General features: G+C 50.1%; 23 protein-coding genes and 1 tRNA gene. 10 read left to right on the forward strand and 14 right to left on the reverse strand.

The window, feature by feature from the left end:
• Nucleotides 1-141: 141 nt before the first annotated feature.
• Together H8K29_RS09140 and H8K29_RS09145 are read right to left on the reverse strand one after the other, a co-directional pair.
• The gene (locus H8K29_RS09140) at nucleotides 142-1,446 is read right to left on the reverse strand and encodes a dicarboxylate/amino acid:cation symporter (RefSeq protein WP_186897333.1); all 1,305 of its coding nucleotides are present in this window, start codon (nucleotides 1,444-1,446) and stop codon (nucleotides 142-144) included.
• A gap of 114 nt (nucleotides 1,447-1,560) precedes the next feature.
• The gene (locus H8K29_RS09145) at nucleotides 1,561-1,716 is read right to left on the reverse strand and encodes a hypothetical protein (RefSeq protein ID WP_186897334.1); all 156 of its coding nucleotides are present in this window, start codon (nucleotides 1,714-1,716) and stop codon (nucleotides 1,561-1,563) included.
• Nucleotides 1,717-2,484: 768 nt separating this feature from the next.
• Here H8K29_RS09145 and H8K29_RS09150 point away from each other — a divergent pair.
• Complete coding sequence (locus tag H8K29_RS09150; RefSeq protein ID WP_186897335.1) at nucleotides 2,485-2,730, forward strand: hypothetical protein; 246 nt, start codon at nucleotides 2,485-2,487, stop codon at nucleotides 2,728-2,730.
• 179 nt (nucleotides 2,731-2,909) lie between these two features.
• Here the strand turns inward: H8K29_RS09150 and H8K29_RS09155 are convergent.
• Nucleotides 2,910-2,986 (reverse strand) — tRNA-Pro (locus H8K29_RS09155).
• Nucleotides 2,987-3,223: 237 nt separating this feature from the next.
• Between H8K29_RS09155 and H8K29_RS09160 the strand changes: the two genes are divergently transcribed.
• Nucleotides 3,224-4,348 (forward strand): carboxypeptidase family protein, encoded by a 1,125-nt coding sequence (locus H8K29_RS09160; protein ID WP_186897336.1) that lies wholly within the window; start codon nucleotides 3,224-3,226, stop codon nucleotides 4,346-4,348.
• Between the two features lie 133 nt (nucleotides 4,349-4,481).
• Nucleotides 4,482-4,952 carry a CYTH domain-containing protein gene (locus tag H8K29_RS09165; RefSeq protein ID WP_186897337.1) on the forward strand — a complete coding sequence of 157 codons (471 nt, stop codon included), beginning with the start codon at nucleotides 4,482-4,484 and terminating at the stop codon, nucleotides 4,950-4,952.
• A gap of 82 nt (nucleotides 4,953-5,034) precedes the next feature.
• Here H8K29_RS09165 and H8K29_RS09170 read toward each other — a convergent pair whose 3' ends face one another.
• From H8K29_RS09170 to H8K29_RS09195, 6 genes are all read right to left on the reverse strand, one after another.
• Entirely contained in the window at nucleotides 5,035-5,487 is a 453-nt protein-coding gene (locus tag H8K29_RS09170) for a MaoC family dehydratase (protein ID WP_186897338.1), read from the reverse strand.
• Between the two features lie 9 nt (nucleotides 5,488-5,496).
• Nucleotides 5,497-5,961, reverse strand: a complete 465-nt coding sequence (locus H8K29_RS09175) for a MaoC family dehydratase (protein WP_186897339.1) — start codon at nucleotides 5,959-5,961, stop codon at nucleotides 5,497-5,499.
• 218 nt (nucleotides 5,962-6,179) lie between these two features.
• The gene (locus H8K29_RS09180; RefSeq protein WP_186897340.1) at nucleotides 6,180-7,319 is read right to left on the reverse strand and encodes an acyl-CoA dehydrogenase family protein; all 1,140 of its coding nucleotides are present in this window, start codon (nucleotides 7,317-7,319) and stop codon (nucleotides 6,180-6,182) included.
• 10 nt (nucleotides 7,320-7,329) lie between these two features.
• Entirely contained in the window at nucleotides 7,330-8,520 is a 1,191-nt protein-coding gene (locus tag H8K29_RS09185) for an acyl-CoA dehydrogenase family protein (protein WP_186897341.1), read from the reverse strand.
• A 314-nt stretch (nucleotides 8,521-8,834) separates the two neighbouring features.
• Nucleotides 8,835-10,061, reverse strand: a complete 1,227-nt coding sequence (locus H8K29_RS09190; protein WP_186897342.1) for a DUF2863 family protein — start codon at nucleotides 10,059-10,061, stop codon at nucleotides 8,835-8,837.
• A 66-nt stretch (nucleotides 10,062-10,127) separates the two neighbouring features.
• Nucleotides 10,128-10,820 (reverse strand): glutathione binding-like protein, encoded by a 693-nt coding sequence (locus tag H8K29_RS09195; protein WP_186897343.1) that lies wholly within the window; start codon nucleotides 10,818-10,820, stop codon nucleotides 10,128-10,130.
• A gap of 182 nt (nucleotides 10,821-11,002) precedes the next feature.
• Here H8K29_RS09195 and H8K29_RS09200 point away from each other — a divergent pair, with 182 nt between their 5' ends.
• Nucleotides 11,003-11,884 carry a DMT family transporter gene (locus H8K29_RS09200; protein WP_186897344.1) on the forward strand — a complete coding sequence of 294 codons (882 nt, stop codon included), beginning with the start codon at nucleotides 11,003-11,005 and terminating at the stop codon, nucleotides 11,882-11,884.
• A 108-nt stretch (nucleotides 11,885-11,992) separates the two neighbouring features.
• On the opposite strand, the gene H8K29_RS09205 is transcribed toward H8K29_RS09200, so the two are convergent.
• The 4 genes from H8K29_RS09205 to mfd all read right to left on the reverse strand — a co-directional run bounded on the left by H8K29_RS09205 (nucleotide 11,993) and on the right by mfd (nucleotide 19,051).
• Nucleotides 11,993-13,252, reverse strand: a complete 1,260-nt coding sequence (locus H8K29_RS09205; RefSeq protein WP_186897345.1) for an acyl-CoA dehydrogenase family protein — start codon at nucleotides 13,250-13,252, stop codon at nucleotides 11,993-11,995.
• Nucleotides 13,253-13,336: 84 nt separating this feature from the next.
• Nucleotides 13,337-14,410 carry a phosphotransferase family protein gene (locus tag H8K29_RS09210; protein WP_186897346.1) on the reverse strand — a complete coding sequence of 358 codons (1,074 nt, stop codon included), beginning with the start codon at nucleotides 14,408-14,410 and terminating at the stop codon, nucleotides 13,337-13,339.
• A gap of 312 nt (nucleotides 14,411-14,722) precedes the next feature.
• On the reverse strand, nucleotides 14,723-15,583 hold the full coding sequence (gene serB / locus H8K29_RS09215) for a phosphoserine phosphatase SerB (RefSeq protein WP_186897347.1): 861 nt from the start codon (nucleotides 15,581-15,583) through the stop codon (nucleotides 14,723-14,725).
• Nucleotides 15,584-15,619: 36 nt separating this feature from the next.
• Entirely contained in the window at nucleotides 15,620-19,051 is a 3,432-nt protein-coding gene (gene mfd, locus H8K29_RS09220; RefSeq protein WP_186897348.1) for a transcription-repair coupling factor, read from the reverse strand.
• 117 nt (nucleotides 19,052-19,168) lie between these two features.
• Between mfd and ispD the strand changes: the two genes are divergently transcribed.
• The 3 genes from ispD (at nucleotide 19,169) to H8K29_RS09235 (ending at nucleotide 20,963) form a co-directional block, all read left to right on the forward strand.
• The gene (gene ispD, locus H8K29_RS09225; protein WP_186897349.1) at nucleotides 19,169-19,876 is read left to right on the forward strand and encodes a 2-C-methyl-D-erythritol 4-phosphate cytidylyltransferase; all 708 of its coding nucleotides are present in this window, start codon (nucleotides 19,169-19,171) and stop codon (nucleotides 19,874-19,876) included.
• A gap of 154 nt (nucleotides 19,877-20,030) precedes the next feature.
• Nucleotides 20,031-20,534 carry a 2-C-methyl-D-erythritol 2,4-cyclodiphosphate synthase gene (gene ispF / locus H8K29_RS09230; RefSeq protein WP_186897350.1) on the forward strand — a complete coding sequence of 168 codons (504 nt, stop codon included), beginning with the start codon at nucleotides 20,031-20,033 and terminating at the stop codon, nucleotides 20,532-20,534.
• A 156-nt stretch (nucleotides 20,535-20,690) separates the two neighbouring features.
• Nucleotides 20,691-20,963: a DUF4404 family protein gene (locus tag H8K29_RS09235; RefSeq protein ID WP_186897351.1), complete on the forward strand. Its 273-nt coding sequence runs from the start codon at nucleotides 20,691-20,693 to the stop codon at nucleotides 20,961-20,963.
• A 119-nt stretch (nucleotides 20,964-21,082) separates the two neighbouring features.
• On the opposite strand, the gene H8K29_RS09240 is transcribed toward H8K29_RS09235, so the two are convergent.
• Nucleotides 21,083-21,658: an SAM-dependent methyltransferase gene (locus H8K29_RS09240; RefSeq protein WP_186897352.1), complete on the reverse strand. Its 576-nt coding sequence runs from the start codon at nucleotides 21,656-21,658 to the stop codon at nucleotides 21,083-21,085.
• 339 nt (nucleotides 21,659-21,997) lie between these two features.
• Here H8K29_RS09240 and H8K29_RS09245 point away from each other — a divergent pair, with 339 nt between their 5' ends.
• From H8K29_RS09245 to H8K29_RS09255, 3 genes are all read left to right on the forward strand, one after another.
• Complete coding sequence (locus H8K29_RS09245; protein ID WP_186897353.1) at nucleotides 21,998-22,477, forward strand: peptidylprolyl isomerase; 480 nt, start codon at nucleotides 21,998-22,000, stop codon at nucleotides 22,475-22,477.
• Between the two features lie 326 nt (nucleotides 22,478-22,803).
• Complete coding sequence (locus tag H8K29_RS09250; RefSeq protein WP_186897354.1) at nucleotides 22,804-23,082, forward strand: DnaJ domain-containing protein; 279 nt, start codon at nucleotides 22,804-22,806, stop codon at nucleotides 23,080-23,082.
• Nucleotides 23,079-23,678 (forward strand): hypothetical protein, encoded by a 600-nt coding sequence (locus H8K29_RS09255; protein ID WP_186897355.1) that lies wholly within the window; start codon nucleotides 23,079-23,081, stop codon nucleotides 23,676-23,678. The genes H8K29_RS09250 and H8K29_RS09255 overlap by 4 nt, the downstream gene beginning before the upstream one ends.
• The last annotated feature ends 9 nt before the right edge of the window (nucleotides 23,679-23,687 follow it).

Here is a 23,687-nt window from a genome sequence, read left to right on the forward strand (position 1 = left end):
GGTATTGCAGTCGAAACGAACGCAAGAAAGAGGTGTAACTTTTCGTCGTTCACTCCCTAAAATCAGGTATTACAGGACTGATCGGGTGTTGCTCTCTGGTTCAGTCCAAAAGACCGTACTGAACCAGAGAGCAAGTAAAAATCAGGATGCTTTAGTCATCACCAGATCATCTGTGATAGGTAATGCTTCGTCTGCTTCAGCCAGGGAATTGTCGACATTGTCTATCGCATTTTCCCACTTGGCGACGACGGCGGTGGCAATTGCGTTGCCAAGCACATTGGTGGCAGTGCGTCCCATGTCGAGGAAGTGATCAATGCCGAGAACCAGCAGCAAACCCGCCTCCGGCAGGTTGAACATCGGCAATACTGCGGCGACTACAACCAGCGAGGCACGCGGTACACCGGCAATGCCCTTGCTGGAGATCATCAGTACCAATAGCATGGCGATCTGCGTGGTGATACTCAGTTCGATACCGTAAGCCTGGGCGACAAACAGCGCTGCGAAGGTGGTATAAATCATTGAACCGTCAAGGTTAAACGAGTAACCGAGCGGCAGTACAAAACCAGTGATGCGGTCACGGATGCCGAATTTTTCAAGTTGCTCCATTAATTTCGGATAGGCCGATTCGCTGCTGGCGGTAGAAAAACCTAACAGCATCGGGCTGCGAATCAGTTTGATCAGGCGGAAAACTTCCTTACCCAGTACGAAGTAACCAGCCAGAATCAGCACCAGCCAAAGAGCGCCCAGCGTGACATAGAAACTGATCAGCAGCTTTCCGAAAACCATCAACATGCCCAGACCTTGCGTCGTGATAATGCCAGCAACAGCACCAAAGACGCCGACGGGCGCAAAACGCATCACGTAATCGGTGACCTTGAGCATGACATGGCCGACTTCTTCCAGTGTTTTAACCAGACTGCGGGCGGATTGATTATGAATATGACCAAGTGCCACACCGAAGAACACCGCAAATACAAGGATCTGCAGAATTTCATTCGCTGCCATTGCCTCAAAAATATTCTTAGGGAAAACGTGGGTAATGAAATCCTTCAGATTCAGCGCACTGGTTTTTAAGCCAACAGAACTACCGACTTCCGGCAAAGGAATGCCGAGATTCAGACCGGGATGCAATAAATTCGCGAAGACGAGACCCAGCGCCAGCGAGCAAAGCGACGCACCGACGAACCAGCCCAGAGCTTTGGCACCGATACGACCGACTGCGTTCGTATCACCCATGCCAGCCAGACCTGAAACCAGAGTGGCGAAAATCAGCGGGGCGATAATCATCTTGATCAGGCGCAGAAAAATATCGGTCAGTATGCTGAAGTAAGAGGCTATTTCCTTGGCTTGAGCAGGGCTTGTAGCGAGGGTGTTGCATGCATAGCCGACAATGATGCCGAATACCATGGCAACCATGATCAGCGTCGTTAATTTGTTCAATTTCATAATGGCTTCCTATTGTTTTGACGTGAAGTGGACTTCAGACGGTCATATTCGGGATCATTGGTGGCGCGATCAGCACTTCGGGGCGATGAATTTCAGCATGTTGCCCAAGGCTTATCATTTTGCGTTTGAGCACGATTTCTCCAGTACGATGAACATCGACGACAGTGATGTCGCGTTTTGCCAGTACACGCGGCCGATGTTGTCGCTGTTGATAAGGGTTTTGCTGTTACCGGACTGGCCGTGCTCCATGTGAGTTCTTACTGCACTCATGGGTTTGTCTCCGTTATTTATTTGTTGGCCGCGCGAGTGCGAGGCTGGTGTTTCTATCGCACAGATCATGCCACTACTAAATAATCTATAAGCTATTGATTTATATAGGTAATTTTTAGGTGTAAATACGCGAGAGGATCGGTTTTCCGGAAAATGATTGGTGTTGATATTCGGATTTCCGAACGAATTTCGCCTGAAAAAAGATAGAGGTGTTTGCGGTCGGCTCATCTTCCCGCTTGAGATCATGATAAATAAACACTCAAGCAGTGAAGTAATGTGCGACTACATTCATTGAACTCTCGAATGATGCTCACGCTGCGTGCTGCACGTACCAGCTGTGACGAGCTCAAGATCGGTTGATCTGCGACGAATGCGCCATCTTCATCAGGCGTGGCGCACTGTGTACTGCGAATCCTGGTAAGCAGATAGGTACTTTTCTTATTGTACGTTTTTCAACTGAGACATTTTGTCTCAAGGTATGAAAATTGTTTTGAAGTAGTATGCCTGAGTGCGTGCAGTAATGCTGCGCTTGCATGACAGTCGTTAAGGTTTTCTCTTTTTTCATCTTTCATCTGCATTCGTTTCTATTCGGCACTATTCGGCCTATCACTGCGCTTTAGGCGCCTCGTGTTATCGATAAATCGAATAACAATTCAAACTGAATGCCTGATGAAATGGGCAAGCAAAAAGTGTAATGGCTAACGCAGCGTTTTAAGGTCGCGCCTTTTACGATAAATACTGTTAAGTAATAGCCTGGAAATACGCAAAATGATGGATTGGACCCCAATAGTCTTCGTGATATTTAAACTTCTCGTGCTTGGTACAGGCATGTTTTTCGCCATCAAATGGCATTACGATCAAGGACAGAAGCAGAAAGACAGTGCAGCGGAGATGCGCGCAGTGCTGCGCACGGGCGGCAAGGTGGTCGTAGTTTTCATGCTGTTGCTGCTGGGCTTGGGGCTGATTACCTTCGTCCTTAGCCGCCTGATCGGTTTGGACATGACATTCCCATGACGCAAAGAAAAGCTGGCCGATATCGATTAATGTGCCAGCATCTTCCTTATGAGGTTATTGAACTAACGGAAGCCTTGGCTAACTTCATTTCGTCGGAAAAAGAAGAAAAATCTGTTTGTGTACATTCCTCAGAAAGAAAAAAGGCCAATCGCATGATTGGCCTAAGTCCTTGATTTTATTGGTCGGGACGGTGTGATTCGAACACACGACCCCGTGCACCCCATGCACGTACGCTACCAGGCTGCGCTACGCCCCGACTCCGAGCCAAAGATTATAGTGCATGAATGGCGTTTTTACCATGCTTGTCAGTGTCGTTTTGCAGAAAATCCCCGAAAGAATTTAACAATTTATTTTGAATATTTGACTAAAATATTTTCATATTTCCTGAAAAGCTGTAAAAATACAGTCACACAGGTCGTATGCGTGAATTCCTGATGTTGTTGACGTGAATTGGCGCTGCGGTGGGGAATAAAACTACACAACATACATATTTATGACCATAAAAATCAGTCAGAATTTCGACGCGGGAGCGATCGAAGTGGTGAAGGCAGAAGAGGCAGATACGATCGAACTGAAGTTGCGTAAAGATTCACATGCCGATATCTGGCAATGGTTTCATTTCCGTTTGCAAGGTGCGCGTCATCAGGAAACAGTGATGCGTATTCTGAATGCGGGCGAGGCGACTTATGCTAAGGGTTGGGAAAATTATCGTGCGGTGGCAAGTTATGACCGTGAAACCTGGTTCCGTGTCGATACGGAATTTGATGGTAAGGTGATGACGATACGTCATACGCCTGAATACGATAGCGTGTATTACGCTTATTTCGAGCCATACAGTTGGGAACGTCACCTCGATTTACTGAGCAGTGTTCAGCATTCACCATTGGTTGAAGTCGTGGATCTGGGAAATACCGTTGATGGGCGCGATCTGAATGTGGTGGTGGTTGGCGATCCTGCGGCTGAGAAAAAGATCTGGATTATTGCCCGTCAACATCCTGGCGAAACGATGGCGGAGTGGCTGGTCGAAGGACTGCTGGGCGCCTTGCTGGATACGGCTAACCCAATTGCCCGCAGTATTCTGGATAAGGCGGTATTGTATATCGTGCCGAATATGAATCCTGACGGCGCTGCGCGCGGCAATCTGCGCACGAATGCTGCCGGTGCTAATCTGAACCGCGAATGGATGACGCCATCACTGGAAACCAGTCCGGAAGTATTCCACGTAAAAAACAAGATTAATGAAACCGGTTGCGATCTGTTCCTGGATATTCATGGCGACGAGGCTTTGCCATATGTATTTGTGGCAGGTAGTGAGATGATCGAAGGCTTCACCGAGAAGCAGGCAAAAGAGCAGCAAGTATTTGTCGATAGCTTCTGCGCTGCCAGCCCTGATTTTCAGACCAAGTTTGGTTACGAGGCGTCGAAATACAATGAAGACATGTTGAAATTGGCTTCTAAGTATATTGGTCACACATTTAAATGCGTATCACTGACACTGGAATTACCGTTCAAAGACAATGCGAATTTGCCGGATGCAGAAACCGGATGGGACAGCGCCCGCAGTATCAAACTGGGTGAGGCGATGTTGCAACCGATTCTAACTTCATTGAATAGTTGATCAAGTTTAATTTGATAAAAAAAGACACCGGCAGTATTTGCGCGGTGTTTTTTTTCGTGCATTGCCTTCTTCAACGCTAAAAGCAGGGAAAATAATGGTTCGGGACGATGAACATGCATAAGGTTAAAAGCACATGGGTATAGAAATAGAGCGTAAGTTTCTCGTCGTTGGCGATGAGTGGAAGCAGCAGGGCGTGGCAACTTATTTGCGTCAGGGGTATATCAGTGCTGAGCCGGGACGTATCGTGCGCGTGCGGATTGACGGTGATGCTGCGGCGCTGACGATTAAAGGCTTGTCGACCGGCATAGCCTGTGGGGAATGGGAATATGCGATTCCTTTGGCGGATGCGCAGGCCTTACTTGATCAGGTATGCCAACAACCCTTGATAGAGAAAAACCGTTATCGCATTGCTGCCGGGGATCTGATCTGGGAAGTCGATGAATTTTTTGGTGACAACGCCGGCTTGGTAGTGGCGGAGGTGGAATTGCAATCCGAAGATCAGGTGTTTGAACGACCTGCGTGGCTCGGGGAAGAAGTCAGCCATGATCGTCGTTATGCGAACGCGAATTTGCTGAAACATCCCTATTGTTCGTGGGCTAAATGATGTTTCGCTGTTAAAGAAAGCGACGAGTGGCAAATCGTGAACACCGATTTGCCATCCGTACAAATTTAAAATTTCTCTGACGTTAGTAACAACGCGCGATTGATTCTGCAACGCAGACAGGTTTGTCGCTGCCTTCGCGTTCTATACTGACTTCCCAAGTCATTTGCGCGCCGTCTTTGATGTCGTCGACCTGCAGCAATGTCAGGTGAGCACGCAAACGGCTGCCGACCGGCACTGGTGCTGGAAAGCGTACTTTGTTGAGCCCATAATTCACGCCCATTTTGACGTAACTGAGGTGCAGCGCGTCTGCCATCAGCATGGGGAGCAAAGAGAGGGTCAGGAAACCGTGCGCAATCGGGCCGCCAAATGGCGATTCCTTTTTTGCCCGTTCCACATCTATGTGTATCCATTGATGATCACCAGTGGCGTCGGCAAAGGTGTTCACCCTTTCCTGGGATATGCTGATCCAGTCTGAGCTTGCTACCTGAGTGCCAACGAGAGCTTTGAGTTCTGCGAGGGATTTGATTTCACGCATACCATCTCCTTATGCTTGCGGGCGACGGCCAAACATGCCCATGCCATTGATCGTGCAGACGAGTTGACCATCCTGATTGACTGCTTTCCAGACGGTATTGACGACACCCCGGTCTGGTTTTGATGTGGATGATTTCACCGAAACTGTTTCGGCACTGACGGTCAGTGTATCGCCGGGGCGCACTGGCAGTATCCAGCGCACTTCGTCCACACCGGGTGAACCCATGCTCGACGAATCGGCAATGAAACCATCGACCACCATGCGCATAATCATGCTGCAGGTGTGCCAGCCGCTGGCGATGACGCCGCCGAAGATCGAAGCTTTGGCGGCGTCTTTATCAACGTGAAAAGATTGCGGATCGAATTGCTGCGCAAAGTGAATGATTTCTTCTTCGGTGACGGTGCGTTGTCCCAGTGGAATCACGCTGCCGGGAATGAAATCTTCAAAATACCAGGTGAATTGCTTGCTCGTCATACGGTCTCCTTGATGACATTATTTTTATTGGGTTTTATCTGAATTTCTTTACGTTTTTTGAGCTTTCTCTGAGTATTGATGCGCTTCACAGCGGTTTTTCCCTCTGTCAGGCGCATGAATATTCAGATGTTGTTTTTACTATCGCTGCTCGAACGATATTCGCCACACTGGTGTGACGGACATAGAAAAAAGTCCCGAACAGGGTCGGGACTTTTTTATCACGCAGCGTTTTTAAAACCAGGCTGTGCAACGAAGCGGGCCAGATGATGATCGGTGTCGCCGAGCGACAGCTCTATCATGGTCAGTCGTTTGAACATGTGCGCGACCGGCAATTCATTGGTCACCCCCATGCCGCCATGTAATTGTACTGCCTGCTGGCCGATATATTTCGCGGCCTGACCAACACGAGCTTTGGCTGCAGACAAAGTGCGGCGACGTTCTTCAGTATTCTCTGATGACACCTTGACGGCCGCCAACGTTGCCATCGAGCGCGCCTGCTCCATTTCCATGAACATGTCTGCCATCCGGTGTTGCAGCACCTGGAATTTACCGATAGGGACACCGAATTGCTGGCGTGTTTTCAGATATTCCAGCGTTGCCGAGGTGATGGCTTCCATAATGCCGATGGCTTCTGCACACAGTAAAGAAACGCCATAGTCAGACACCGCATCGAGTAATTCCCAGCCGCCATCTTCGCGGCCGAGCAAGGCAATCGCGGGAACCTGAACGTTAGTAAAACTGATGTCCGCCGCACGGTAACCGTCGATGGTGCGGTAATCCTGACGCGTTACACCTGCGGCATTGGCATCGACAATGAACAACTGTATGCCATTCTTATCGCGCGCGGCACCGCTGGCGCGGGCTGAAACAATCAGCTTGTCGGCCTGAGCACCATGTAACACCACGGTCTTTTTACCGTTCAGCGTATAGCCGTCGGCAGATTTTATTGCTGTCGTTGCGATATCGGTTAAATCGTGGCGCGATTGTTTCTCATGCAGGGCGACTGAGAGTTTGATTTCTCCGCCAGCAACCTGTTCCAGCACGTCGAAATGCGCTTTTGCCTGCTTCAGAAACTCCGCCGCAAATACGGTCGCAAAATACGGCTCGATGACCAGACCGCGCCCAAGCTCTTGCATCACGACCATCATGTCGATTGCGCTGCCGTTAAAGCCGCTCTGATCTTCGGGGACTGGCAAGGCCGTCGCACCAAGTTCTGCCAACGCAGACCAAGCTGGTGCTGACACACCTTCGGCAGAGCCGATGATGTGTTTGCGTTGTTCAAAGCCGTAGTCTTTTTCTACCCAACGACGAACTGCTTCGGCAAATTGTGTCTGTTCCTGTGTTAATGCGAAATCCATGGTGCTCTCCTCACAGTCCTAAAATCATTTGGGTAATGATATTTTTTTGAATCTCGTTAGAGCCGCCATAGATGGAGGTCTTACGGAAGTTGAAGTAGTAAGCGGCAAGGGCGGCAGCATCGTCGTCATCCATGATGCTGTGCTCATTCTCGCTTTCGAGGAAAGCAGGATCGAATGGCTGCGCATACGGACCGACTGCTTCCACCATTAATTCCGTCAGTCGCTGCTGTATCTCTGTGCCTTTGATTTTCAGTAAAGAGGCTTCCGGCCCCGGACGTCCGCTATCCTGAGAAATCACACGCATCACCGTAATTTCCAGCGCCATGATTTCGATTTCCAGAGTCGCGACTTTATTCGCGTACACCGGATCATCGATCAGCGGTTGGCCATTTTTATGATGTTCAGCAGCGACACGTTTCAGGAATTGTAATTCACGTTTTGCACGACCAACCGCAGCGATATTCGTGCGTTCATGACCGAGCAAGTATTTGGCGTAAGTCCAGCCTTTGTTTTCTTCTCCGATCAGGTTTTGTACCGGCACTTTGACGTTATCGAAGAACACTTCATTCACTTCATGGTCTTCATCGAGCATGATAATAGGGCGTACTGTAATGCCCGGGGTTTTCATATCGATCAGCAGGAAAGAAATGCCTTCTTGCTTGCGACCGTTAGGTTCTGTGCGTACCAGACAGAAAATCATATCTGCATGCTGCGCCAGCGTGGTCCAGGTTTTTTGGCCGTTGACGATGTAATGATCACCGGCGCGTTCAGCACGGGTTTTGAGTGAAGCGAGATCGGAGCCTGAACCCGGCTCTGAATAGCCCTGACACCACCAGTCATCGCAATTCAGTATGCGCGGCAAGTAATAGTCTTTTTGTGCCTGATTACCAAACGCCATGATGACAGGCGCCACCATATTCACGCCGAATGGCAGGATCGCTGGCGTGCCTGCGCGCGCGCATTCTTCCTCGAAAATATGACGTTGCGTCGGCGTCCAGCCGGTACCGCCGTATTCTTTCGGCCAGCCTGTAGCGACCCAGCCTTGTTTCGCCAGTATCTTGTGCCAGCGGACAAAATCTTCTCTGGATAAGCGTTTGTGGTTCAATACCTTTTGCTGCAGGTCAGTCGGGAGGTTTGCTTCCAGATAACTGCGCACCTGATCCCGGAAGGCGAGATCTTCCGGTGTGTAATTCAAATCCATATTGTCTCCTGAGGTTGAATGCCTGGATGATTGACGGTCTGTTTTTACTGCGCGTGTGAGCCTTGTATTTCTTTCTGATTTCCTTCTACAAAACTGACAACAGTTTCAGATTGAAATAAAAAAGCACGACCGTTCAAAACTTATTGTACAACGGATTTAAATTTCGGTGACTGCAAATGTGCTTGCCTGAAAAAATATCACTTCAGACGAAGCTGGGCAGAGGATTTTGCGAAGTAAAAGACGAAATGTGCGAAATAAGCGGGATAACATCTGACCAGCAAATGTATCGCTGGTCAGATGAACGTCGGGATGAGTTAGTGGAAGTGTGCCGTGCCGGGAGACGGAGTGTCGTCCGGCATTTCAGGGTGTACCAGTTCGGCATCGCGGTCTGCGAATAATGGCGTGCCGCAATCGTCGCAAAATTCCATCGCAAAAATTTCGTCTATCTGAAGAATATTACTAATGCCACAATCAGTCAGTATATCCGGGATATCGCCAGTCAGTTTTCCACTTTCATCGAGGCTGACGGCGGTGAGCTGATCTTCTGCCTGATACAGTGGCCAGACCACGCCATAGATCACTTCGGGAGCATCAGCCAGGCAAAAGCTGATTCTGAACTCGTCTATCTGACCCGGTGTGTCCTGCACTCCACAAGAGGCAATCACAACGCTGAGTTGCGACGCTTCTTTGTTCAATGTCTGCGTCAGATAAAATATCGCTGAGCGTATTGATGCCGGTCGAATTTTGACATCGGCTTCGCGGCAAGCGGTGTAAAACGCCTCTGGTAACAGGAGTTCAATGCCACATCCAGGCAGCAGGTGTTTGATGGCGGGGGCAGCCTGTTCCTGCCACGCGAGCAGGGCATTACTTTTTGCAGTTGCGCAATCATAAGGGGCTTCTAATGCCTGCCACTGAAAAATCGGCGCGTCGGCCGGTGCCACCAGCACGCCAAGCACGTAGCGTATATCCGCCAGAAAAGGAACAGTTTGTGCGTGCTCAGTCTCAACCGGATAACTACTGTCTTTCAGTACCGCCATCGCATGGCGTTCCAGTAGCGCATAAGTCTCGCAGTGATTGCGTGGCAACTGATCGATTGAATATAAATGCGGCAGCAGACGCAGCTTAGTGGACGGCATCAGCATATTGTTTATCAGTTTTCCGGAGAGTTGCGACAGTATGTCAGCTGGAATCGCCCCGGATGCGATTTCGAAGCGGGTCCATGCCAGCACTGGTGCCGCGATGAGTAGCGTCGTGAATTTTTTTCCTTGTATTTCAACGCTGGAGCAGGTGCTGACCGTTTCCAGTGTTTCAACCAGGACTTCGTAACCGTTGGGATGGGATGCAAATAAATTCTCTGCCGCCGCATCAACGATTTCCTGATGATGCTGTCTCAGATTTTTCGAGACATACAGATCAAGCTTTTCCTGCCAGGTCAGATCCTCGATGCGACTCGCTGATTGTGCGACCGCCAGTGACAAATTTACCAGTCTCTGGCTTTCTGCGGCGAGCTTGATTCTATTTCGTTTTACAGGTCGGCGCATATAAATCCTGGTAAGAAACGGGCGGATTATTATCTTCGCCGCGCTTCCTTCTGTGAGTGGTTAACGTTATTTTTTAGCGTACTGGGTTTTGCCAAATAAGATGTCTTTTGATTTATCAGTTTCTAATGGTTTGCGTAAATTGGCGAGAACCTGCACGCCTCTCTGAACCGCAGGGCGGGCGCTGATGACATCAAACCAGCGTTTTGCGTCAGGGAAATCGGCCCAGTTGATTCCCTGATTGACAAAGGAGCGCGCCCAGGCAAAAACGGCAATATCGGCTACCGTGTACTCCTCTCCAGCGAGATACTCAGAGCTTGCAAGTTTTTTGTCGATGACGCCATATAGTCGTCTTGCTTCATTGGTGTATCGATCAATTGCGTAGTCAATTTTTTCCGGCGCATAAACGCGGAAATGATGTGCTTGGCCCAGCATAGGGCCAAAGCCACCCATCTGAAACATCAGCCATTGCAGGGTGTCATATTTTTCTCTGTCAGTGTTGCCGAGAAATTTACCGGTTTTCCCGGCGAGATAGAGCAAAATGGCGCCGGATTCAAATAAAGAAATTGGCCGCCCATCGGGGCCGTCGGCATCAACAATGGCCGGAATTTTATTGTTCGGAGAAATCGCGAGAAACTCAGGCTTAAACTGGTCGCCAGCACTGATATCAATCGGAATCGCGCGGTACGCCAGACCACATTCTTCCAGCATGATATGGACTTTGTGACCGTTCGGTGTAGGCCAGGAATAAACGTCTATCATCGTGTGCTCCCATTATGGATTTGTCGGACAGGTGTTAAATACTGATCTGATGCTTATTATGCAGAGATTTGTCAATTTGCGCACAGAATCCTCTTTTTCATTGTCTCAGGCTTTCTGCCTTACCAGATGCCGAGAATGATGGCATCATGCAACATCCTTGTCTTGCTTGCGTGTACAGATTGATGAAAAACAGTTCGGTTGTGCCTTATGTAGCTTTGCATTTTGCGATATTTTTGTTCGGTAGCGCGGGTGTGTTGAGTAAAGTGCTGGCGGTGTCGTCGTTATTGTTGGTGTTCGGGCGAACCTTGTTTGCCAGCCTCAGCCTGATTCCTTTGTTGCTGGTGCAGCGTGAATTTTCTTTTCGCGCGGTGCCAAAAACGGTGATCCTGTGCGGCGCTTTGTTAGCTGTGCACTGGCTGAGTTTTTTTGCTGCTATGAAGGTGGCGCCTGTCACCTATGGCCTGATGGGGTTCGCCAGCTTTCCTTTGTTCGTGACATGGCTGGAGCCGTGGCTGTTCAAGGAAAAACGGGATGGTAAAGACTGGTACGCGGCACTCGCCGTCGTGATTGGTATGGCCGTGATGGTCAGTGATACTGGTGGCGGCGATATTGCGAATGTGGCAGCACAATCGCCATTAACGGGTTTATTGCTTGGTATTTTTTCTGGATTCAGCTTTGCGTTACTGGTATTGGCAAATCGCTGGCAGGGCGGCCATATTGCGCCGTTCCGGCTGGCATTTCTGCAAAATAGCGTCGCCACTCTTACCTTGCTGCCATTTGTGTTGGTGAATGGTGGGCTCAGCCAGATTTCTGCTAACGCATGGTGGGGGCTGGCACTGATGGGGGTTGTGTTTACTGCGATCTCGCACGGCTTGTTCATGTATAGCCTGCGCCATGTTTCTACCCGGTTTGCGAGTTTGATGACCTCGCTGGAACCCGTGTATGGAATAGCCATTGCGTATCTCGTGTTACATGAAACCCCGAATCTGCGGGCTTTGATAGGTTGCGCTATCGTGATTTCAGCGACGGTGGCAGTATCCTATTGGCACGGGAAGGCGCAATGATCCTGCACAAAAAACTCTCGGGCTGGTTGCCCTCAGAATAAAAAAAGGCGAAGATATTCTTCGCCTTTTTGCTTGGTTTGAGCAAGGGTGAATTGCTCGTGATGCAGATCAGGAACGGGTAATCGGCAAGCCCAAATCTTCTTTCAGATCGATGTGTTTTGCCAGTTCCAGTTTCGCAATCGCATTGCGGTGAACTTCATCCGGGCCATCCGCCAGGCGCAGGGTACGGTTGCCAGCCCATTGCGCTGCCAGTGGGAAATCGCCAGAGACACCGCCAGCGCCGTGTGCCTGTATCGCCCAATCCAGTACTTGCTGCGTGACATTCGGTGCCAGTACCTTGATCATCGCGATTTCTGCCTGCGCATGTTTGTTGCCTACCGTATCCATCAGATATGCCGCCTTCATCGTCAATAAACGCGCTGTATCAATCTGAATGCGGGATTCCGCAATACGCTCACGCCAGATGCTTTGATCAGAAATCTTTTTGCCGAATGCGATGCGGCTGTTCAGACGCTTGCACATTAATTCCAGCGCACGTTCTGCCACACCAATCGCACGCATGCAGTGATGGATGCGTCCAGGGCCAAGGCGGCCTTGAGCGATTTCAAAACCACGGCCTTCACCGAGCAGAATATTCGACGCTGGCACGCGCACATTTTCAAACAGGATTTCACAATGGCCATGCGGTGCATCGTCGTAGCCGAAGACAGGAAGAGGGCGTTTCACCGTGATGCCCGGCGTTTTTGCATCGACTAAAATCATCGATTGCTGCGCATGGCGTGCCGCATTGAAATCGGTTTTCCCCATCAGGATATAGACTGCGCAACGCGGATCGCCAGCGCCGGATATCCACCATTTATGGCCGTTGATCACATAATGATCGCCGTCGCGCTCAATACGGGTTTCCACATTGGTGGCATCTGATGAAGCAACACCAGGCTCAGTCATCGCAAAAGCCGAGCGGATTTCACCGCGCAGCAGCGGTTCTAACCATTGTTTTTTGTGTTCTTCGGTACCGTAACGTTCTATGGTTTCCATGTTGCCAGTATCCGGTGCGGAGCAATTGAATACTTCCGGCGCCCAACCGACTCGACCCATGATTTCGCATAAAGGTGCGTAATCCAGATTCGATAAACCCTCCGGTGCGCGCGCTGACTTTGGCAGGAAAAGATTCCATAAGCCTTCTGCGCGGGCTTTCGGTTTCAGATCTTCAATGATCTGCGTTGCGATCCAACGGTTGCCTTTTTCCAGTCCATTGCGGTCTATCTCTTCTTTGTAGGCTTGTTCATTCGGATAAATGTGTTCATCCATGAAACGCAATAATTTAGCTTGCAGCTCTTTACAGCGATCTGAGTATTCGAATTCCATTTTGTCTCCGGTTTTTGTTTTTACGATGAAAATGAATTGCCTGCTGCTTGTGTTCTTATTAAGCGATAAGAACGATAAAAACTATTATGCTTGTTTCTGTACGTAGCTCCAGCCAAGCTCCGCCATAGGTCTAGCCGATTCGCCAGACTTTTTCGCCTGCGCGCTGGATGCCGTACCGTCCACATACCGTTTCATGATGCCTTGCAGAATGCCTGCCATGCGGAACAGATTGTAAGCAAGATAGAAATTGAAATCTTCCGGACGTATGGTTTTACCCGTACGTTCACAATACTTTGCGATGTATTCCTGCTCGGAAGGAATGCCCAGCGCCTTGTGATCGAGACCCGCGATGCCGCGGAACTGCCCCGGTGTCACATGCCAGCTCATGCAGTGATATGAAAAATCTGCCAGCGGATGACCGAGTGTGGACAGTTCCCAATCCAGTATCGCCAGAATCCGCGGTTCCGTCGGATGGAACATCATGTTATCTAGACGATAGTCGCCATGCACGATGCTGGTGTCGTCACCGGCTGGAATATTATGCGGCAGCCATTCAATCAGCTTATCCATCGCTTCGATTTTTTCGGTTTCCGACGCGCGGTATTGTTTCGTCCAGCGGTCGATTTGACGCGCAAAGTAATTGCCTGGCTTACCGTAATCAGCCAGACCGATAGCAGCGTAGTCTATGGTGTGCAATTGAGCGATGACCCGGTTCATTTCATCGTAAATTTCACCGCGTTGCGCTGGCGTCATGCTTGGCAGAGACTGATCCCACAACACGCGGCCATCGACAAATTCCATGATGTAGAAAGCACGACCGATCACGTCTTCATCGGCGCACAGTGCGTATTGTCTGGCAGCCGGAAAGCCGGCTTTATTCAGCGCATTCATGACCTTGAATTCGCGTTCTATCGCGTGTGCAGATGGCAGTAGCTTGGCGACAGGGCCAGGTTTGGCACGCATCACATAACGTTGATTACCTGCGCTGAGTTTGAAGGTAGGGTTAGACTGGCCACCTTTGAATTGTTCGACCACCAGTTGGTCGGCTAATGAGGCATCGAAGCCTTCGACATGTTGCCGCATATAGTCAGCAAGTGCGCCTATATCGAATTTCTGACGATCAGCAACCGGCATGGTGCCCATGAATTCTTCAAACATCAATGTCTCCTGGCGGATATAAATTGTTATGTGATCTTAACCCCGGATGAACGCCAGAGTAGATGGTCGAAACTATTTTAACCTAAGTAATCGAACGTTCGTACTATTTTTTATTTCGGTTTTATCGTGAACGAAAACAGACACGCAGAGAGCGCCTCTCGGCATGTTGTTGTGACAGGTTCGGTGAACTGTGTTGTGTGTCGGAATGCATAAGGGCTTCAAACTCTGTGTCTGAAGTCCTTATGCATAAAAGCGTGAAAAATTAAATGGCGGGAGCTACTAATGGGAAACTTACAGCAAGTCGAAACGCGTTCAGAATAAATTCAACACACCATCAAGCCCGACAAAGTTCAATGCGACATCGGCTTGTGCGCGGACCACGGGTTTGGCGCGAAAGGCCACGGACATACCCGATATTTTCATCATTTTCAAATCGTTAGCACCGTCGCCCATCACGATGGCTTGATCTGGTGTGATGCCCATTTCTGCACAGACGCGTTCAACGGTTCTTTTCTTTTCATCTGCATCGACGATGCCGCCGACCACTTTGCCCGTCAGTTTGCCATTCTCGATTTCGAGTACATTGGCATGGGTATGATCGAGCTGCAGACGAGATTTCATGCGATCGGTGAAGAACGTAAAACCACCAGAGACCAGCAGGGTTTTCAATCCAGCCTGTTGAATCGCTTTCAGCATCTTGTCTGCCCCCGGCGATAGTTGCAAACGTTCATCGTAGACGCGTTGCAATGCTGAGGCATCCAGTCCTTTGAGTAGCGCAACCCGGCGCGTCAGGCTTTCGCAGAATTCAAGTTCACCGCGCATGGCGGCTTCGGTGATTTCTGCGACCTGTGGTTTCAGACCTTGCATATCCGCGATTTCATCGATGCATTCGATGGTGATCAGCGTCGAATCCATATCCATCGCGACCAATTTAAAGTCACAGAGTGAGCGTGCTTGTGTTTGCGCGGCTACATCCAGCTCAGCGTCGAAGCATTGCTGCTGTATCTGCGCCCATGCCGCATCGTCAAGGCTGACGCCGTTGAGACGCAGCGCGTAGTCATTCAACTGGCTGGATGCCTTTGCCTTGCTGTGATCGATAATTTCTTGCAGTAAAGTCTGATGCGGCCCATGAATGGGATGCACGCCTTGTATGGTCAATTGTGTGATGGTCATGAATGGATCAATAAGTAAGGAAATCTCAGTGACAAATCAATGCAGCGCTTTAAGCGTGGCCTTGATTTGTGCAACCCGGCTTGCGAGGTCAGGCATGTTGGCAGTAATGCGCAGTTTGTCCTGACCATTCAGACGGATGTGTTTATTCTTTTGTACCAGCTCGATAATGCGCATCGCATCGATTGGTGGCTGCGGTTCAAATTGCAAAGTCGCCGCTTCGTTGTGGGCATCAATCTTGATGATGCCCAGCGGCTTGGCCGCGACCCGCAGCCTATGGGTTTCCAGCAAAGACTTAACCTGTTCCGGCAGCTTGCCGAAACGATCGATCATTTCTTCCTGCATATCATCGATGGCGCTGGCTTTGCTGCAATTGGCCAGGCGTTTGTATATCGACAGCCGTTCGTGGATGTCACCGCAGAAGTCGTTTGGTAATAAGGCTGGGATATGCAGATTGATTTCGGTGGTTGACGATAAAGGTGCGGCAAGATCAGGCTCTTTGCCATTCTTCAGCGCACGTACCGCTTCATTGAGCATGTCGGAATACATCTGGAATCCAATTTCATGCATTTCACCTGACTGATTATCACCCAGCACTTCACCCGCGCCACGGATTTCCAGATCATGCATCGCCAGATAAAAGCCACTGCCGAGTTCTTCCATTTGCTGAATCGCTTCCAGCCGTCGGTTTGCCTGTTTGGTCAGCCCTTGCACATCATGTACCAGCAGATACGCATAAGCCTGATGATGCGAGCGGCCAACCCGACCGCGCAACTGGTGCAACTGCGCGAGGCCAAATTTATCGGCTCGATGCATGATGATGGTATTCGCGGTGGGTACGTCGATACCGGTTTCTATAATTGTCGTACACAGCAGGATGTTATGGCGTTGTGCGACGAAATCGCGCATAACTTTTTCCAGATCACGTTCATGCATCTGACCATGCGCCACCACCACACGCGCCTCTGGCAACAGTGCCTCCAGCATGGCCTTGCGGTTTTCTATCGTTTCCACCTCGTTGTGCAGGAAGTAAACCTGACCGCCGCGCTTCAATTCGCGCAGACAGGCTTCGCGGATCACTGAATCATCTTCGCTACGTACAAAAGTTTTGATCGCCAGACGTTTTTGCGGCGCTGTCGCAATAATCGAAAAATCACGTAAACCTTCGAGTGCCATGCCCAGCGTGCGCGGAATTGGCGTCGCGGTCAGTGTTAACACATCGACTTCGGCCCGCAGCGACTTCAGCGCTTCTTTCTGACGTACGCCGAACCGATGTTCCTCATCGATGATCACCAGACCGAGTCGGGAAAATTTCACGTCATCCGACAAAAGTTTATGTGTGCCGATCACGATGTCGACGGTGCCATCGCCCATACCTTTGATCGCCAGATTGATTTCCTTGCCGGAGCGGAAACGCGATAATTCAGCGATTTTGACCGGCCAGTTAGCAAAGCGGTCGGCAAAGGTCTGGGCATGCTGTTCGGCGAGCAGGGTGGTCGGTGCCAGAATCGCGACCTGTTTGCCACCCATGACCGCAACAAAAGCAGCGCGCAAGGCGACCTCGGTCTTGCCAAAGCCGACGTCACCACAAATCAGGCGGTCCATAGGTTTGCCTGATGTCATATCACCGATCACCGCAGTAATTGCGGCGGCCTGATCCGGGGTTTCATCAAAACCGAAACTCTCAGCAAAAGCTTCATAATCTTTGGCTGAATATTCAAACGCATGACCATGACGTGCAGCGCGACGGGCATACAGATTCAGCAGTTCTGCCGCCGTATCGCGGATTTGCTGGGCTGCTTTTTTCTTCGCTTTTTCCCATTGTCCAGAACCCAGCGTATGCAAAGGCGCATCGTCCGGTGAAGCACCGGAATAGCGCGAGATCACGTGCAGTTGCGATACAGGTACGTACAGCTTGGTTTCTTTGGCGTATTCGAGATGCAGAAATTCGGTGTCGCCTTCACCCAGATCCATGCTGATCAGCCCCATGTATCGTCCGATACCATGATTGCTATGCACAACAGGATCGCCGATTTTGAGTTCGGATAAATCGCGCACCATGTGCTCGACTTGCGTTGTGGCTTCCTGCTTTTTGCGGCCTATGCGTTTGCCACTGCCCGCATATAACTCGGCTTCCGTAATAAAGGCAAGATCGTCTGCCAGCACGAAACCTGCATGTAAGGGCGCAACGCCCAGCATGAGTTTGGCGTTGGCGGTAGCAAAGTCAGTGTAGCCTTCACACAGACTGAGCTGGATATTGTATTCATTGAAATACTGCTGCAAGGTTTCGCGTCGACCGGCAGTTTCTGCGCAAATCATCACGCGTTTATCGGTTTGCAGCAGAAATGAGCGCAAATTCGTCAGCGGATCATCTGCGCGGCGGTTGACTGCGATATCTGGCAGGAAGCCCGATACTTCCGATGCCGCAGCGTTTTTTTCGGTGTCAGCAATGACCCAGCGCGCCTGCGTTTTGAGCGCCGCAAAAAAATCTTCATCGCGCAGAAAAACAGATTCAGGCGGTAATACCGGACGCTCGCGATCCGATTTCAAAAATTGATAACGCGAACGTGTATCAGTCCAGAAACGCTGTATCGTCTCGTCGATATTGCCGATCAACGCGAAATGCGGCGCTTCTGGCAGATAATCAAACAGGGTGGAAGTTTGTTCAAAAAACAGTGGCAGATAGTATTCAATACCGGCAGACGCGATGCCATTGCCTATATCTTTGTAAATGGACGAACGCGACGGATCGCCTTCAAATGTTTCGCGCCAGCGGCTGCGAAACGCAACGCGTGCCGGCTCATCCATAGGAAATTCGCGTCCTGGCAACAGGCGCACTTCCGGCACCGGATACAGCGAACGCTGGGTATCAGCATCAAAGGTGCGGATGGTTTCTATCGTGTCGCCAAATAAATCAAGTCGATACGGCAGTGCGGAACCCATAGGGAATAAATCGATCAGGCCGCCACGCACCGAATATTCGCCGGGCGACATCACCTGGCTGACATGGCTGTAACCTGCCAGCGTCAGCTGAGATTTCAGCTTCGCTTCATCCAGCGTGTCACCTTTTTTGAAAAAGAAAGTGTACGCGGCGAGGAATGACGGCGGCGCCATGCGTAGCAGGGCGGTGGTTGCCGGTGCCAGCAATACATCGCAATTGCCATTCTGAATTTCATACAGACTGGCGAGGCGTTCAGAGACCAGATCCTGATGTGGTGAAAATGCATCGTAAGGTAAGGTTTCCCAATCCGGCAGCAAATGGCAGCGCAATTCAGCGTTGAACCACGGTATCTCGTCCAGCAGTCGTTGCGCATCGCCGGGATTAGCGACGAACACGGTCAGCATACGTTTTTCTGACTTCAGCGCCGTGGCGGCTTGCGCCAGCGCGTACGCATCAGAAGAACCATGCAGATTGGGGAGCGCCAGACGATGGCCGGGTTTTGCTAAGGATTTACTGAAATCAAATGACATTGCGGCTAGACAGGAAGATGCCGTAAAACGATCTTACGGAACAAGATACGCGGTTAAAATGAGCGTTCAATTATAAACGAAGGGGCAGTTAGGCATTGAAACGCCACTGATCTGATTATGTCTGAAGAATTAAAACAACAGCAAGGCCAGTTGCCACGTTATGTTGCCCTGATTCCGGCAGCAGGTGTTGGTGCGCGTATGGGGGCGAATTCCCCGAAACAGTATCTGACGATAGGCGGTAAAACGATACTGCAACATACTGTGAATGCATTTTTGAATTTTCCGGGCATCAGTCATACTTATGTGGTGGTCAGCGAAGAGGATGCTGTTGCAGATACAGCCTTGCTTGCAAGCGACCGCATGACTATTTTGCGTTGCGGCGGTGAGACTCGTCGTGACAGTGTGCGGAATGGTCTGGCATATCTGGCAGATAAGCTTGATGCGCAAGATTGGGTGCTGGTGCATGATGCTGCCCGACCGGGACTGACATCGGCCTTATTGCAGAAATTAATTGAACAGGTTGGTTCACACGCGATTGGCGGCTTACTTGGGCTACCAGTCGTGGATACGGTCAAACGTGTTCAGGATGGAAAAGTAGAAACCGTTTCCCGCGAAGGTTTATGGCTTGCCCAGACGCCCCAGATGTTCCGTTATGCTTTGCTCTGCAAGGCGCTGGATCAGGCGGAGCAGGTCACCGATGAATCGAGTGCGCTTGAATTAATGGGTTATTCGCCTGTGCTGGTCGAAGGCCATGCCTGCAATCTGAAGGTGACCTTACCCGCTGATCTGTTGCTGGCGGCGCAGTATCTACAAAGAAATAAATAAGTAAATCAGGACTTACGCAAAATCGCCCCAGCGGCGTTATGGCTCCTAGCCGTACTATTCGCACTGTCTTCGTCGCCATGCCTTGCCGTGGCAAATTGCGTAAGTCCTGTAAATAAAGCAAAGTGGTAGAGAATCAATAAATTGAGGTTGTTTGATGAAAAATAAGATACTTCCTTTCCGCATAGGGCAAGGTTATGACTGTCATGCACTCGTGTCTGAACGGCGGCTGATTATCGGTGGTGTGGATATTCCGCACACGAAGGGGCTGCTTGGACATTCGGATGCCGATGTGTTGCTGCACGCGATTACCGATGCGATTTTCGGCTCCGTGGCGCTGGGTGATATCGGGCGGCATTTTCCCGATACCGATCTGCGCTTTAAAGGTGCCGATTCGCGTGTGTTATTGCGTGAGGCCGTGCTGCGTTTGCATGCGACAGGCTATGTGATCGGTAATCTGGATGCGACCATCATTGCACAGACACCGAAGATGGCGCCGCATATCGCAGCAATGGTAAAAAATATCGCCGAAGACCTGCAGGTCGATGTCAATCAGGTCAATATCAAAGCCAAGACCAATGAAAAACTGGGTTACTTAGGGCGTGAAGAGGGCATTGCGGCAGAAGCCGTGGTACTGGTGTTTCAGGCCGATAGTCAGTAAGCTGTCTCGTCTTGGTAAGTCTTACAGTATTGTGATTTACGCAAAACCACCCCGGCAGCGTTATGGCTTCTGGTCGTATAGCCAGCGCGGTCTCCGTCACCAAGCCTTGCCGGAACACTTTTGCATAAGTCCTGAAAATAAAATAGGAAAACAAAAATGAAACATGAAAATCTGAAACAACTTCTGGCGGAAGCGCATCAACAGCTGGCGGGAACCGAAAAAGTCGATGATGAGTTAAAGGCTTTGCTGGAAAATTTAAATCAGGATATCCATCAGGTGCTGAGTTCCGAACAGGCGCATGATGTCTCCGTGTTTGACACGCTGAGTGAACGCTCTCTGGCTTTGTCGGCAAAATTCGCTGCCGAACACCCTAAGCTGGAACCGGTATTGCGTGAATTGGGCTCTATGCTGGCGAAGATCGGTGTTTGAATCTGCTGTCTGAGCAGACAAAATCAGGAATTAAAAAAACCACGATTTGTCATTGACGAAATCGTGGTTTTTTTATGCGCCTTCGTTCAACAACAAAGGCTCAATGACACAGGCTGGGCTCAATCAAACCCGTATTCTTCCGGCGGCGCTTCGCCAGCGAGGGCGCCGGAATTCCACGGTAAGCCTTCACCTTTGCGTACCAGTTCATCCGCATATTCATACACGTTCGGGCAACCAGTTTCAGCGATCAGTGTTTTGACGATGGTGACTTTCCAGGCATCCACACACGCCGCCTGAAATTGACAGACCAGATAGCCAGGCTTGTTGCCGTAAAAATCGACCAGTAAGCCCGGCAACTGATCGGCTTCGGCATTAATCAGCCGTTTTGCGCTGCCCGCTTTGCTTTTGATTGCACGCGATTTCGCTAACGCCGCCTGAACCCGGCGTTTGATCATGGCGTGATCCACCGCTTCTTTTTCATCGAGCGTCCAGATCCGGGCGCGAATCTGTGATTTGGGGCTCCATCCTGCGCGTGCCAGAAACTGGCCGGAAGAGGAACGAACCAGCGCCGTTGCGCCGGATTTGATTCGCTCGCCAAATTTACCGTCTATGCGTTCAATCGCAGAAAGGTAAATCCAGGGTTGCCCCTCCAGCAATGCTTTTTCTTTGCCTTGTTTGATCGTAATGATGAGCATAGCGGTTCCGGATGCGGGTGAAATGAAAGGCGCGGAATATACCCTGTTTGTACTTTTCTTGCTGTTTCTTTTACGTTTTTATTTGCACAGCATCCGGATTGCGGCGGTTTTGCCATCGCAGGGTGTTTGCATACGTTCAGTTCAGCACTATTTCAGTCAGAAACGCCGTCTCTGCTACAATACAGCCCCTGTTCCGGGTCGGGGATGCTGATTGTGATTGCAAAAGGGCGTAGTATTTTCTTTGCCTGTCTTTAAATCCGCGCTTTCGATGCTATCTGTGCAGCACGCTCTCAGCGTCGCCCTTGTTCAAATTTCACCCACACTTACACGATATACGCCATGCAAATTAAAGCCAACTCCGTTGTCAGCCTGAATTACACGATGTTCAATACGAACGGTGACATCATTGATCAGAACCGTGATCCTATTGTTTATCTGCACGGTGATTACGACAATATTCTGCCTGCCGTTGAAGCCGCGCTGGATGGTAAAAAGGTCGGAGACAAGGTATCTGTGGTGCTGGCGCCGGAAGATGGCTTTGGTGAAATCGAGTCTGAATTCGTGCGCGAAGAAGACATCAGCGCATTTCCACCGGATATCGAAGTCGGCATGATGTTTGAAACCCGCGATCCGGAAACTGAAGAAACCATGCAATTCCGCGTGACCAAAATTGATGCTGGTCTTGTGACGGTGGATGGCAATCATCCGCTGGCGGGCATGACGATACGCTTCGACACTGAAGTGTTGGATATCCGCGAAGCGACTGATGAAGAAATCGTGCACGGTCACGTCCATGGCGAACACGGTCACCACCATTAATCCAGGCGACTGAATTGTTGCCGGTGACAGTTGATGTTGGTCGGCATCAATACTGTGCAGAACGCAATCTGTCAGCTTACATATACTCCCCCGGGTATATGTAAACACCCTTGATTAATATAGGGGAAATGCTTGTTTTTGCTGCATACTCCCCAAAATCATCTCATTTTTGGCACTCAGGCGATGTTTTCGCGGATTCACAGCCGCTGTTCATGCAGGTTGCGCCTGCTGCACATGCAACGCTCATATTGCCTGAATTGTGTAGCCTGATGCCAATAGCTGCTATGGTTCTGCGAGTGTGAATGAGAAATGGAAGCGAAAAGCAGATGAAAGATTATTACGTCATTCTCGGTATTGCGCCGAATGCGTCATTGTCGGATGTGAAAAAAGCCTTCCGCCAGAAAGCGGCAGAGTTCCATCCTGACCGGAACACATCGGAACTGGCGCCAGAAAAATTTCATGCAGTAAAAGAAGCCTACGACATTTTGTCTGACGATGCGGCGCGTGCTGCTTACGATGAAAATCGTCGTCGTAACTTGCTCGATTCGCCGCTGGAAACAGCGGCAGACATCTGGAAGCATTATTTATCAGGAGTATTGAAGTGAAATTGTCCCGTTTTTTTGAGGATCTGATGGCGGTGTATAACGCCGAAATCGAAGATTTGAAATCAGATTCCGAAGGCAAAAATGTCCTGAAGGCGCGTCTGCGTGAAAAAGGCGAGCAATTGCCTTTGTTGTTGCCGATGATGGACTCCAATCCGGAAATGCTGGCATCGGCATTTCATCTGGGATTTATATTCTTGAACCCGCTGGCGCTGGAATCACTGTCAACCCGCGAAGAAGCCAAACTGCCAACGTGGAAAAGTTTATCCGCTGCCGTCAAGCTCGAACCATGGGCAGAGCCGCTGAGCAAGATTGTGTTGCAAGAAGCGGGCGGTGAAAAATTTCTGGTGATTGCAGCAGCGCTCGAATACCTGAATCGTGGTCAGCAAGCGCGCAAACACAGCGCCACGAATACGCTGGAAGCCGACGACGAAGATAAAGAAACCAACGACGCTGATGAAGAATTGAAAGAAAACGGCGACCTCGATGGTAACTATGGTCGCCACGGTCGCGATGATGGCGATGATGGTGACGATTATGATCTTGACGAAGCAGGCGCAGACTGGCTGGCTGAGCAAGGTTTCGACCGCAAAGACTAAGGATACAAG

Origin of the sequence: Undibacterium sp. CY21W (assembly GCF_014284265.1) — a bacterium.
Lineage (GTDB): Bacteria > Pseudomonadota > Gammaproteobacteria > Burkholderiales > Burkholderiaceae_D > Undibacterium > Undibacterium aquatile.